Source organism: Streptomyces olivaceoviridis, assembly GCF_014650115.1.
GTDB classification, from domain to species: Bacteria; Actinomycetota; Actinomycetes; order Streptomycetales; family Streptomycetaceae; genus Streptomyces; species Streptomyces olivaceoviridis.
Genome location: NZ_BMUI01000029.1, coordinates 22,744 through 35,070 on the forward strand (window position 1 = coordinate 22,744; position 12,327 = coordinate 35,070).

Genomic DNA, 12,327 nt, shown 5'->3' on the forward strand with positions numbered 1-12,327 from the left:
CCGCCCCGCCGCCCCGCCGCCCCGCCGCACCCGCCGACCGGCCGCACCGTCGCCGCGCCGCACCCGCACGCCCGCCGGACCGGCCGCACCGTCGCACCCGCCGTATCCGCCCTGCCCGCGGTGGGCAATCGTTCCGCAGGGCGGAACGGGTGGGCACGGCCGACAGCGCCGGGTGCGCGGCCACCAAGCCCAGGTGCAGCCAACGCAAGGCGCCCAGCGCGACCAACGCAGGGTGCCCAGGCCCAGCCAACGCAAGGCGCCCAGGCGCGGCCAGCGCAACGCGCGGGGCCAACGGCACGCCCTCGCGGCCGAAGCCGACCGCAGGGGAGCCGTAGAATCGCCTCACCATGGCTTACCTCGACCACGCCGCGACCACCCCGATGCTCCCGGAGGCGGCGGAGGCATTCACCGCCCAGTTGAGCATCACGGGCAACGCCTCCTCCCTCCACGCATCCGGCCGCCAGGCACGCCGCACGGTCGAGGAATCCCGCGAAACCCTCGCGGAAGCCCTCGGCGCCCGCCCCAGCGAGGTCGTCTTCACCTCCGGCGGCACCGAGGCCGACAACCTCGCCGTCAAGGGCCTGTACTGGTCCCGCCGTGACGCCGACCCGGCCCGCACCCGCATCCTGGCCAGCCCCGTCGAGCACCACGCCGTACTGGACGCCGTGCACTGGCTCGGCGAGCACGAGCACGCCACCGTCGAGTACCTCCCCGTCGACGCCCACGGCCGCGTCCACCCCGAGGCACTGCGCGAGGCCGTCGCCCGCAACCCCGCCGACGTCGCCCTGGCCACCGTGATGTGGGCCAACAACGAGATCGGCACGGTCATGCCGATCCGGGAACTGGCCGACGTCACCGCCGAGTTCGGCATCCCGCTGCACGCCGACGCGGTCCAGGCCTTCGGCCAGGTCCCGGTCGACTTCGAGGCTTCGGGCCTGGCCGCCATGACCGTCTCCGGGCACAAGATCGGCGGCCCGTACGGCATCGGCGCGCTGATCCTCGGCCGCGAGCACACCCCCGTACCCGTCCTGCACGGCGGCGGCCAGGAGCGGCATGTGCGCTCCGGCACGCTGGACGTCCCGGCCATCGCCTCCTTCGCCGTCGCCGGCCGGCTCGCCGCCGAACAGCGCGAGTGGTTCACGCGCGAGATCGGCGCCCTGCGGGATCAACTGGTCGACGCCGTGCGCCGCGCCGTACCGGACGCGGTCCTCGGCGGCGACCCGGCGCCCGAGGGACGGCTCCCGGCCAACGCCCACTTCACGTTCCCCGGCTGCGAGGGCGACTCCCTGCTGCTCCTGCTGGACGCCCAGGGCATCGAGTGCTCCACCGGCTCCGCCTGTACCGCGGGCGTCGCCCAGCCCAGCCATGTCCTCCTCGCCACCGGCACCGACCCGGACCTGGCCCGCGGCACCCTGCGCTTCTCCCTCGGCCACACCTCCACGGAGGCGGACGTCGAGGCCGTGGCCAAGGCGATCGGCCCGGCGGTGGAACGCGCCCGCGCGGCCGGGCTCACGTAGCCGCGCGGGGTGACGCGGCCGTCCCGGCCTTCTCCCGCTCGGCGCGGACCAGGCGTAGGTACCGGTCCCAGTCCCAGAACCGCCCCGGATCGGTGTGGTCCGTCCCCGGCACCTCGACGTGCCCGATGATGTGCTCACGGTCCACGGGTATGCCGTACCGCCCGCATATCGCCGCGGTCAGCCGCGCCGAGGCCGCGTACATCTCGTCCGTGAAGGACGAGGCGTCCTCCACGAAGCCCTCGTGCTCTATGCCGACGCTGCGTTCGTTGTACTCCCGGTTGCCCGCGTGGAAGGCCACGTCCAGCTCCCGGACCAACTGGGTGACCCGCCCGTCCTTGCGCACGATGTAGTGCGCCGCCGCCCCGTGCCCGGGGTCCCGGAAGACCTTCACCGCGGACGCGTAGCCGCCCTGGGTGACATGGATGACCACCCGGTCCACCCGGTAGTCGGACGGCCGGTCCGCGAGCCGGTAGTTCGCCGCCGAGGCACCCACCCAGCGCGCGCCCCGGAAGTCCACCGCGCCCGCCACCCGCGACTTGTCCACCCCGGGCATCCGCCACCACAGCCGGGACAGCTCCTCCCGGGCCAGCACGGCCGTGCCCACGGCCGCCGCCGCCCCGCCGACCAGCAGGGCCCGCCGCCCCAGCCGCCGGTCCGTGTCGTCCTTCGCCGTGCCCATGTCCGCCCCCGTCGCCGCCGGTGTCGCCGGCCCCGCCGTCACCCTCTGCGATCGTCAACGGATATCAGGCCGACGCGGTTCCCGCGCCCCGTACCCTGGAAGGGCTATGACTGACACCCCGCAGCGCACCCGCCCCCTCCGCGTCCTCGCCGCCATGTCCGGCGGGGTCGACTCCGCCGTCGCCGCCGCGCGCGCCGCGGAAGCAGGCCACGACGTCACCGGCGTCCACCTCGCGCTCTCCGCGAACCCGCAGTCGTTCCGCACCGGCGCGCGGGGCTGTTGCACCATCGAGGACTCGCGCGACGCCCGCCGCGCGGCCGACGTCATCGGCATCCCGTTCTACGTCTGGGACCTCGCCGACCGCTTCCGCGAGGACGTCGTCGAGGACTTCGTCGCCGAGTACGAGGCCGGCCGCACCCCGAACCCGTGCCTGCGCTGCAACGAGAAGATCAAGTTCGCCGCGCTGCTGGACAAGGCGCTGGCCCTCGGCTTCGACGCCGTCTGCACCGGCCACTACGCCAAGGTGATCCTGAACCCGGACGGCTCCCGCGAACTGCACCGCGCCTCCGACATGGCGAAGGACCAGTCCTACGTCCTCGGTGTGCTGGACGAGAGGCAGCTCGCGCACGCGATGTTCCCGCTCGGCGACACGGTCACCACCAAGGAGGAGATCCGCGCGGAGGCCGAGCGCCGGGGCCTGGCCGTGGCCAAGAAGCCCGACTCGCACGACATCTGCTTCATCGCCGACGGCGACACCCAGGGCTTCCTGGCCAAGCGGCTCGGCAAGGCCGAGGGCGACATCGTGGACGAGTCCGGCGCCAAGCTGGGCACGCACGAGGGCGCGTACGGCTTCACCATCGGCCAGCGCAAGGGCCTGCGGATCGGCACCCCGGCCCCGGACGGCAAGCCGCGCTACGTCCTGGACATCTCCCCGGTCACCAACACCGTCACCGTCGGCCCGGCCGACGCCCTGGACGTCACCGCCCTCACCGCGATCAAGCCCCGCTGGTGCGGCACCGCCCCCGCCGGCCCCGGCACCTACACCGCCCAGCTGCGCGCCCACGGCGGCGAGACCGAGGTGATCGCCGAACCGGTCGACGGCGCCCTGCGCGTGACGTTCACCGAGCCGGTCCGCGGCGTCGCCCCCGGCCAGGCGATCGTGCTGTACGACGGCACGCGCGTGGTGGGCTCGGCGACGATCGCGTCGACCACGCGCGCGACGGCCGCGGCGGTCTGAACCGGCCCCCGCCCCGCGAGGCCGGCCTAGCTCACGAAGAACTCCATCAGCACCGGTCCCAGCACGTCCGGTTCCACCGCGTGGGTCTGGCCCTCCAGGACCCGGTACGTGCCCTGGGGCACCGTCTCGGCGATCTCCCGGGACGCCTCCCGCATCCACTCCGGGCTCGCGCCACCCGCGACCGCGAGCACGGGCACACCGATCGCGGCGAGCCGGTCCCGGGGGAGCAGACCGTCGCCCATGACCGCGTCGTCGTGGGCGAGGCTGGGGGCGACGGCCTCCATGCCGGCCCACATCGGCGACTCCCGGGCGCGCTGGATCATCTCCTCGCCGAGGCCCGTCAGGCGCAGGAACAGCTCCACCGCGTCCCCGAGCCGTTCCTCGCCGAGCGCCTTGCCCAGCTGCTCCTTGTAGGTGGCCTCACGCGCGGCACCGCCCGCCAGGTGGTCGGCGTACGGCACCTCGTAGACCGCCGCCCGGGCGACGGGCAGCCCGCTCGCCGTGGCGCGCAGGACCAGCGCGCCGCCCGAGGAGACCCCGAAGAGCGCCGCCTCGCCGCCCACCGCGTCGATCAGCGCGGCCAGGTCCTCGATCTCGCGGTCGACGTCGTACGGCGTGGTGTCGCCGCTCGTGCCGCGGCCCCGGCGGTCGTAGACGACGGCCGTGCAGCGGTCCGCGAGGCGCCGGGCCAGGGGCGCCACGGTGCCGCCGGTGGACATCGCGCCGCTCACCAGGATCACCGTGGGCCCCTGGCCGATCACTCCGTACGCGAGGGAGGTGCCGTCGCGGGAAGTCGTCTTCTTGTCCATGGCCGTGCAGACTGCCGCACGGCGCGGCAGTCATCGGTCACGACACGGCGGTGCCGGGGGTGGTCATACGACCTCGGTGTCGTAGAAGCAGTAGTGGTCCTTGATCTCCGCCACCCCGTCGTCGGGGTCCGGATACGCCCAGACGAGGTCCGGTGCGTCCGGCAGCGACCAGTAGGACGCCGTGCCCTTGAAGGGGCACACGGTGTGCGTGTCGGACGGCGTCAGCAGATCGAGCCGGACGTCCTCGGCGGGGATGTAGTACCTGACCGGGCAGCCCGTCTCGCGCAGTTCCAGGGGCCGGTCGGACTCCGCGAGCACCTGGTCGCCGCGCACCACGCGCACGTGCCGCTCGCTCTTCTGGATCGTGATCGTGTGTCCTTGGGTCATACCGGTTCAGCGCCGGGACGGGCCGCGCTTCTTCCCGCCCGGCGCGGGGACCGTACGGTAGAGGCCATGAACATCTGCGTCTTCCTGTCCGCCGCCGACCTCGACGAGCGCTACACGCGCCCCGCGCGCGAGTTCGCGGAACTGCTCGGCAAGGCCGGCCACACGCTCGTCTGGGGCGGTTCCGACGTCGGTCTGATGAAGGTGGTCGCCGACGGCGTGCAGGAGGCGGGCGGCAGGCTGCTGGGCGTCTCCGTGGAGTTCCTGGCGAACAAGGCGCGGCCCGGCGCCGACGAGATGATCATCGCGGCCGACCTCGCCGAACGCAAGAAGCTGCTGCTGGAGAAGGCCGACGCCGTGGTGATCATGGTGGGCGGCACCGGCACGCTGGACGAGGCCACCGAGATCCTGGAGCTGAAGAAGCACGGCCGCACCGAGAAGCCGGTCGTGCTGCTGAACACGGCGGGCTTCTACGACGGCCTGCGCGAGCAGTTCCGCCGCATGGAGGCCGAGGGCTTCCTGCCCCGTCCGCTGGCCGACCTGGTCTTCTTCGCCGACGAGCCGGTCGGGGCCCTGGCGTACCTGGAGGCCGCGACATGAGCGGCCACCGCCGCGGGGCCCCGCGTCCGGTGATGCGAGCATGGCGGTCATGGCTACTCATGTGATCACCGGGGCGGGCTCCGGCATCGGCGCGGCCGTGGCCCGCCGGCTGCACGCGCGCGGGGACGAGATCGTGCTGCACGCGCGCGACGCGGGCCGCGCGAAGGAACTGGCGGCCGAGTTCCCCGGCGCGCGCACCCTCGTCGGCGACCTGGCGGACCCGGACAAGCTGTCCTGGGCGTTCTCCCACCAGACGCTCCCGGACCGGGTCGACTCCCTGCTGCACATCGCCGGAGTCGTCGACCTCGGCGAGGTCGGCGACCTGACCCCGAAGTCCTGGCGCCACCAGCTCAACGTCAACCTGATCGCCCCCGCCGAGCTGACCCGGCACTTCCTGCCGCAGCTGCGCGCGACCCGCGGCCATGTGATCTTCGTCAACTCCGGCGCCGGCCTCTCCGCCAGTGCCGGCTGGTCGGCGTACGCCGCCTCCAAGCACGGTCTGAAGGCCCTCGCCGACTCCCTGCGCCAGGAGGAGCACGCGAACGGCGTCCGCGTCACCTCGGTCTACCCGGGCCGCACCGCGAGCCCCATGCAGGCCAAGGTGCACCAGCAGGAGGGCAAGGAGTACGACCCGTCGAGGTGGATCGACCCCGAGTCGGTCGCCACGACGATCCTGGCCGCCCTGGACCTGCCGAGGGACGCGGAGATCAACGACCTGACGGTACGTCCGGGGCGCTGACCTCGGCCGGGGGGTTCCGTAGGCTTCCCTGGTGAGCGAAAACAGCCAGTTCAGCTTCCCGGGGGCCACCGGCGTCGGTTCCCTGCCCGGCGGGGACGCGAGGGAAGCCGCCAAGACCGCCACCGGATCCTTCGAGGACTTCCCGTTCCTCCCGGAGCTGCCCGCGCGCGGGCCCGGCGCCGACATGATCGGCCGGACCGCCGGGATGCTGGTCGAGCTGTACGCCCGCGTGGAGCCCAGCGGGTGGCGGCTCGGGGACCGGCCGGGCCGGGACACCAGGCGGGCCAGGTCCTGGCTCGTCGAGGACCTGGACGCCCTGGAGGAGTTCACCCAGGGCTACGAGGGCGACCTGAAGGTGCAGGCCGTCGGGCCGTGGACACTGGCCGCCGCCCTGGAGCTGAAGAACGGCGAGGCCGCCCTGTCGGACCCCGGCGCCTGCCGGGACCTCGCCGCCTCGCTCGCCGAGGGGCTGCGGCTGCACCTCGCCGAGGTGCGGCGCCGCGTCCCGGGCGCCCGGATCGTCCTCCAGCTCGACGAGCCCTCCCTCACGGCCGTCCTGCGCGGACAGGTCCGTACGGCGAGCGGCTACCGCACCCACCGGGCTGTGGACCGGCAGGTCGTGGAGGCCACGCTCCGCGACGTCGTCGGCGCGCACGCCGGCGGGCCGGTGGTGGTGCACTCCTGCGCCCCGGACGTGCCGTTCGCCCTGCTGCGGCGGGCCGGTGCGGCGGCCGTCTCCTTCGACTTCGCGCTCCTCACCGAGCGTGACGACGAGGCGGTCGGCGAGGCCGTGGAGGGCGGCACGCGGCTGTTCACCGGTGTCGTGCCGGGCACGGACGGCCCGTTGTCAGACCCTGCCGGTAGCGTCATGGGTGTCAGGACGTTGTGGCGCAGGCTGGGGCTGCACCCGGGGCTGCTCGCGGAGGCCGTCACGGTGACCCCGGCGTGCGGGCTGGCGGGCGCTTCCCCCGCGTACGCGCGCCAGGCGCTCGCCCACTGCGTCCGGGCGGCGAGATCCCTCGCGGACAACCCTGAGTAACGGGAGGACAACACGGTGGCCGGCGACAAGCAGGCGGAGACGACGGCGGTGCCCGCCGAGGCCCGCGACAAGCACGCGCAGCTGGCGGAGCAGGTCGAGGAGCACCGCTTCCGGTACTACGTGAAGGACGCTCCCGTCATCAGCGACGCGGAGTTCGACCGGCTCCTCAAGTCCCTGGAGGCCCTGGAGGAGCGGTACCCGGAGCTGCGCACCCCCGACTCGCCGACCCAGAAGGTCTCGGGGTCGTACGAGACGGAGTTCACGGCGGTCGAGCACCGCGAGCGGATGCTCTCGCTCGACAACACGTTCAACGACGACGAGCTGGCCGCCTGGGCCGACCGTGTCGCCAGGGAGCTGGGCGACCAGACGTACCACTTCCTGTGCGAGCTGAAGGTGGACGGCCTCGCGGTCAACCTCACCTACGAGAAGGGCCGCCTCACGCGCGCGGCCACCCGCGGCGACGGCCGCACCGGTGAGGACATCACGCCGAACGTCCGGACGATCGCGGAGATCCCGGACCGCCTGGCGGGCGACAAGGTGCCCGACCTGGTGGAGATCCGCGGCGAGGTCTACTTCCCGATGGAGAAGTTCCTCGAACTGAACGAACGCCTGGTCGCGGCCGGCGACAAGCCCTTCGCCAACCCCCGCAACGCCGCCGCCGGTTCGCTGCGCCAGAAGGACCCGCGGGTCACCGCGACCCGCCCGCTGCACATGGTCGTCCACGGCATCGGCGCCCTGGCGGGCTTCACGGGCATGACCCGGCTCTCGCAGGCGTACGACCTGCTGAAGACCTGGGGCCTGCCCACCTCCCCGCACAACCGCGTGGTCGACGACCTCGCCGGCGTACGGGAGTTCATCGCGTACTACGGCGAGAACCGCCACTCCGTCGAGCACGAGATCGACGGTGTCGTGGTCAAGCTGGACGAGATCCGCCTCCAGGGCCGGCTCGGCTCCACCGCGCGGGCGCCCCGCTGGGCGATCGCCTACAAGTACGCGCCGGAGGAGGTCAACACCAAGCTCGTCGACATCAAGGTGGGCGTCGGCCGCACGGGCCGGGTCACGCCGTACGCGCAGGTCGAGCCGGTCACGGTCGCGGGCAGCGAGGTGGAGTTCGCCACCCTGCACAACCAGGAGGTCGTCAAGGCCAAGGGCGTGCTCATCGGCGACACCGTGGTGCTGCGCAAGGCCGGTGACGTCATCCCGGAGATCCTCGGCCCGGTGGTCGACCTGCGGGACGGCAGCGAGCGGGAGTTCGTGATGCCGAGCGAGTGCCCCGAGTGCGGGACGCCGCTGCGGCCCATGAAGGAGGGCGACATCGACCTCCGCTGTCCCAACGCCCGTACCTGCCCCGCCCAGTTGCGGGAGCGGGTGTCCTATCTCGCCGGCCGGGAGTGCCTGGACATCGAGCACTTCGGCGCGGTGGCCGCCGCCGCGCTCACGCGCCCGCTGGAGCCCGCCGACCCGCCGCTGGTCGACGAGGGCGACCTGTTCGACCTGACGGTGGAGAAACTGCTGCCCATCAAGGCCTATGTCCTCGATCAGGACAGCGGTCTGCCCAAGCGCGACCCGAAGACCGGCGAGGAGAAGGTCGTCACGGTCTTCGCCAACCAGAAGGGCGAGCCGAAGAAGAACACCCTCGCCCTGCTGGCGAACATCGAGGCGGCCAAGTCCCGTCCGCTGGCCCGCTTCCTGAACGGGCTGTCGATCCGGCACGTGGGACCGGTGGCCGCGCAGGCCCTCGCGCGCGAGTTCCGGTCCATCGACCGCATCGAACAGGCGACCGAGGAGGAGCTGGCGGCCACCGACGGCGTCGGTCCCATCATCGCCGCCGCGCTCAAGGAGTGGTTCGCCGAGGACTGGCACCGCGAGATCGTCCGCAAGTGGAAGGCCGCGGGCGTCTCCCTGGAGGACGAGTCGTCCGGCGAGGAGGAGGGGCCGCGTCCGCTGGAGGGGCTCACGGTCGTCGTCACCGGCACGCTGGAGAACTACACCCGGGACGGCGCGAAGGAGGCGTTGCAGCGCCAGGGCGCGAAGGTGACCGGTTCGGTGTCGAAGAAGACCGCATTCGTCGTTGTGGGTGACAACCCCGGATCGAAGTACGACAAGGCCATGCAACTGAAGGTTCCCGTGCTGAACGAGGACGGTTTCGGCGTCCTCTTGGAGCAGGGCCCCGAAGCGGCGGCCGAAGTCGCGCTTCCGACCGGGGAGTAGCGGTTGAAGGCCACCCGATCGGCGCATATCAGATGCATACGGGTGGCCCGGGCGCATTCGGGCAACCGTCGGAGACCGCTGCCCGTGGAAGCCTTCCGCGGCCTACTGTTGAGGTGTGCGCCTGCCGTGCCCAGCTACGGCTGGGGCACCTCCGTGCCCTCCAGAGGCGCGGAGAAGGTTTCTTCGACGCGGAGCTGCTGATGGTTGTCGGGCATCGGGCCGCGTGGCGTGGGCACCGCCGGCTGTGAGAGGGACGGGAATGGAACCGACCGAGAGCGCCGCCCCGGACTCATGGCTGCGCCTGCGCCGCCGCGCGGGCGTGTGGCGGGGGAACCGGTGGACCGGACGGGCCGACGCGCGCACGGCCGTGCGGCCACGCCCCGCCGGCGAGGCCCGCGCGCCCCTGTCCGCCGTCGCGCCCGCCCCCGGCCTGGCCGGCGCCGACACCGAACGGCACCTGTCCGGGACCGCCTTGCCCGCGGCCGTCGTGGCCGCCGCCGGGTGCGTCCTGGGCGCCGGCTTCTACCGCGCCTACGCCGGCCACCACGCCCTCTTCCCCGGCGGCACGGTCGGCTGGTCGCTGGCCCTGCTCACCGGCGTCATCGTCGGCCACCTCGTGATGCTGGGCCGCGCCCGCTGGTGGGGCGGCACCGGATCGGGCGCCGCCCTCACCCTCGCCGTCCTGCTGCTGTACGGCTGGGTGCCCGCCGGCCTGGTCAGCCTCACCGTCGTCGTCCTGGTCGGCATCGCCCGCCGCAACTGCTGGCGGCAAGGGGTGCTGCACGGCGCGGTGGACATCCTCGGCATCGGTGTCGGCGCCCTGCTGCTCGGCGCGTTCGGCAACGTCCCGAGCGTCGAGGAGCCCTGGCGGCCCGACAGCTGGAGCGTCGCCACGGCACCCGAGATCGTGCTGGTCGCGGTCGCCTACCTCGCCGTCAGCCGCGGCCTGCTGTGGTACCTGAACGCCCCCCGCGGCGGCGGGATGCCCACTGTCGCCCGCACCGCCCTGGTCCGGCAGGGCCTGGTCGCCGTCGCCCTGCTCGGCATCGCGCCTCTGCTGTGCGTGGTCGCCGTCGCCCGGCCGATCCTCCTCCCGCTGTTCGCCATCCCGCTCATCGCCCTGGACTCCACGCTGTGGATGGCCCGCGCCCGCGCCGAGGAGCAGCTGCGCGACCCGCTGACCGGGCTGCCCAACCGGCAGTGGCTGCTGGAGCGCATCTGGACCGCCCTGGACGACGCCGACCGCATCGGGGCACGCGCCGCGCTCATGCTCATCGACCTCGATCGCTTCCGGTCGGTGAACGACACCCTCGGTCATCTGGCCGGTGACCGGCTGCTGCTCCAGATCGCCGACCGGCTGCGGCTCGCCCTGCCGCGCGGCGCCGAGGCCGCCCGGCTCGGCGGTGACGAGTTCGCCGTCTTACTGCCCGTAGCCGACTCCACCACGTCGGCCACCCGGGTCGCCCGCGGCCTCGTCTCCGCCCTCAGCTCCCCGCTCGACCTGGACGGACTCACCCTCGTCCTGGAGGCCAGCGCCGGCGTCGCCGTCTTCCCCGACCACGCGCTCGACGCCGAAGGGCTCCTGCGCCGCGCCGACGTCGCGATGTACCAGGCGAAGAGGGACCGTACGGGCGTCGAGGTGTACGAGTCCAAGCGGGACTCCAACACCCCGGACCGCCTCGGCCTGCTGGGCGACCTGCGCCGGGCACTGGACGCGCACGAGGTGCAGCTCCACTACCAGCCCAAGGTCCGCTTCGACGGACAGGTCGCCGGCCTGGAGGCCCTGGTCCGCTGGGTGCACCCCGAGCGCGGGAAGGTGCCGCCGGACGAGTTCATAGCGATAGCCGAGTCCTCGGGGCTGATGCCCCACCTCACCGAGTACGTCCTGGAGACCGCGCTCGGCCAGGTCGCCCGGTGGCGTGCACAGGGCCTGCGGGTGCCGGTCGCCGTCAACGTCTCCCCGCGCGATGTGCACACCCCCGGATTCGCCGGATCGGTCGCCGCGCGCCTCGCCCGGCACGGCGTCCCCGCCGGAGCGCTCCAGCTGGAGATCACGGAACACGTGCTGCTGGAGGACCCGCAGCGGGCCGCCGACACCCTCGCCGGGCTCACCGGACACGGCGTGAAGATGTCCCTCGACGACTTCGGCACCGGGTACTCGTCGCTGGTGCACCTACGGCGGCTCCCCGTCAGTGAGCTGAAGATCGACCGCTCCTTCGTGGCCCGGCTGGCCGTCGACACCCAGGACGCGGAGATCGTGCGCTGCACGGTGGATCTCGCGCATTCGCTGGGTCTGCTGGTCGTCGCCGAGGGGGTCGAGGACGACGAGACGTGGGAGCGGCTGCGGGACCTGGGATGTGACGCGGTGCAGGGGTGGCTGGTCGCCGCGGCGATGCCGCCCGAGGAGACCACGGCGTGGCTGCTGGCGCGGGGCTCCCGTGGCTGGCAGCGCCCGCGCGCCGCGTTGCCCGCGACGGAGTAGCCCACCGGCCGGTCCGCGGCCGGCTAGCGCCCCGCGAAGTGGCCGACGAGCAGGGCCAGGCGCGCCTCGTGCGCGTGCTCCGGCAGCCTGCCGCTCCGCATCAGCGTCACCAGCCCGTGCAGCCCCGCCCAGAACGTCTCCGTCAGCAGCCCGAGGTCATCGCCCTCGGCCGCGATCGGCTCCACCACGAGGCGCAGTTCGGTGAAGGCGTCCCACAGCGGGGCCGGCGCCTGCTCCGTGGCGAACGGCAGGTCCACCAGGTGGGTGAACATCGCGTCGTAGAGGGCGGGCCGGCGCCTGCCGAAGGACGTGTACGTCTCCGCCACCGCCGCCAGTGCCCCCCGCGTGCCCCGCGCCGCCGTACGGGCCCGCCGTAGCTCCGTCGCCAGGTCGGCGCACCCCTGCACCGCGACCGCCGCCATGATCGCGTCCTTGCCCTTGAAGTGGCTGTAGAGGACCGGCTGGCTGTACTCGATCTCGGCGGCCAGCCGGCGCGTGGTCACCGCGTCCCAGCCCTCGGCCTCCGCCAGCTCCCGAGCGGCCGTGACGATCAGCCGCTCCCGTTCCGCTCGTTCGCGCTCCCGGCGCGTCTGGATCGACATGGCCACGATTCTAGCAACGCTAGCCAAT

The 12,327-nt window shown here is 73.3% G+C and carries 11 protein-coding genes; 7 read left to right on the forward strand and 4 right to left on the reverse strand.

What is annotated here, in order from left to right; all coding sequences use genetic code 11:
• Positions 1-347 precede the first annotated feature (347 nt).
• On the forward strand, positions 348-1,517 hold the full coding sequence (locus IE273_RS35660; RefSeq protein ID WP_189819273.1) for a cysteine desulfurase family protein: 1,170 nt from the start codon (positions 348-350) through the stop codon (positions 1,515-1,517).
• Here the strand turns inward: IE273_RS35660 and IE273_RS35665 are convergent.
• A complete protein-coding gene (locus tag IE273_RS35665; RefSeq protein ID WP_189819274.1) occupies positions 1,510-2,196 on the reverse strand; it encodes an N-acetylmuramoyl-L-alanine amidase in 687 nt (228 codons plus the stop codon). The genes IE273_RS35660 and IE273_RS35665 overlap by 8 nt on opposite strands.
• Before the next feature lie 106 nt (positions 2,197-2,302).
• Between IE273_RS35665 and mnmA the strand changes: the two genes are divergently transcribed.
• The gene (gene mnmA / locus IE273_RS35670) at positions 2,303-3,433 is read left to right on the forward strand and encodes a tRNA 2-thiouridine(34) synthase MnmA (RefSeq protein WP_189819275.1); all 1,131 of its coding nucleotides are present in this window, start codon (positions 2,303-2,305) and stop codon (positions 3,431-3,433) included.
• Positions 3,434-3,459: 26 nt separating this feature from the next.
• Here the strand turns inward: mnmA and IE273_RS35675 are convergent, their stop codons facing one another.
• Together IE273_RS35675 and IE273_RS35680 are read right to left on the reverse strand one after the other, a co-directional pair.
• Positions 3,460-4,242, reverse strand: coding sequence for an alpha/beta fold hydrolase (locus tag IE273_RS35675; RefSeq protein WP_189819276.1), 783 nt, complete (start codon positions 4,240-4,242; stop codon positions 3,460-3,462).
• Positions 4,243-4,305: 63 nt separating this feature from the next.
• A complete protein-coding gene (locus tag IE273_RS35680) occupies positions 4,306-4,629 on the reverse strand; it encodes a DUF427 domain-containing protein (protein ID WP_189819277.1) in 324 nt (107 codons plus the stop codon).
• Positions 4,630-4,695: 66 nt separating this feature from the next.
• On the opposite strand from IE273_RS35680, the gene IE273_RS35685 reads away from it, so the two are divergent.
• From IE273_RS35685 to IE273_RS35705, 5 genes are all read left to right on the forward strand, one after another.
• The gene (locus IE273_RS35685; protein WP_189819278.1) at positions 4,696-5,226 is read left to right on the forward strand and encodes an LOG family protein; all 531 of its coding nucleotides are present in this window, start codon (positions 4,696-4,698) and stop codon (positions 5,224-5,226) included.
• A 40-nt stretch (positions 5,227-5,266) separates the two neighbouring features.
• A complete protein-coding gene (locus IE273_RS35690; RefSeq protein WP_189819279.1) occupies positions 5,267-5,965 on the forward strand; it encodes an SDR family oxidoreductase in 699 nt (232 codons plus the stop codon).
• A 31-nt stretch (positions 5,966-5,996) separates the two neighbouring features.
• Positions 5,997-7,004, forward strand: coding sequence for a methionine synthase (locus tag IE273_RS35695; RefSeq protein ID WP_189819280.1), 1,008 nt, complete (start codon positions 5,997-5,999; stop codon positions 7,002-7,004).
• Positions 7,005-7,019: 15 nt separating this feature from the next.
• Positions 7,020-9,215 carry an NAD-dependent DNA ligase LigA gene (gene ligA, locus IE273_RS35700; protein WP_189819281.1) on the forward strand — a complete coding sequence of 732 codons (2,196 nt, stop codon included), beginning with the start codon at positions 7,020-7,022 and terminating at the stop codon, positions 9,213-9,215.
• Between the two features lie 259 nt (positions 9,216-9,474).
• A complete protein-coding gene (locus IE273_RS35705; protein WP_189819282.1) occupies positions 9,475-11,697 on the forward strand; it encodes a putative bifunctional diguanylate cyclase/phosphodiesterase in 2,223 nt (740 codons plus the stop codon).
• A 23-nt stretch (positions 11,698-11,720) separates the two neighbouring features.
• Here IE273_RS35705 and IE273_RS35710 read toward each other — a convergent pair whose 3' ends face one another.
• Positions 11,721-12,299, reverse strand: coding sequence for a TetR/AcrR family transcriptional regulator (locus IE273_RS35710; protein ID WP_189819283.1), 579 nt, complete (start codon positions 12,297-12,299; stop codon positions 11,721-11,723).
• Positions 12,300-12,327 lie beyond the last annotated feature (28 nt).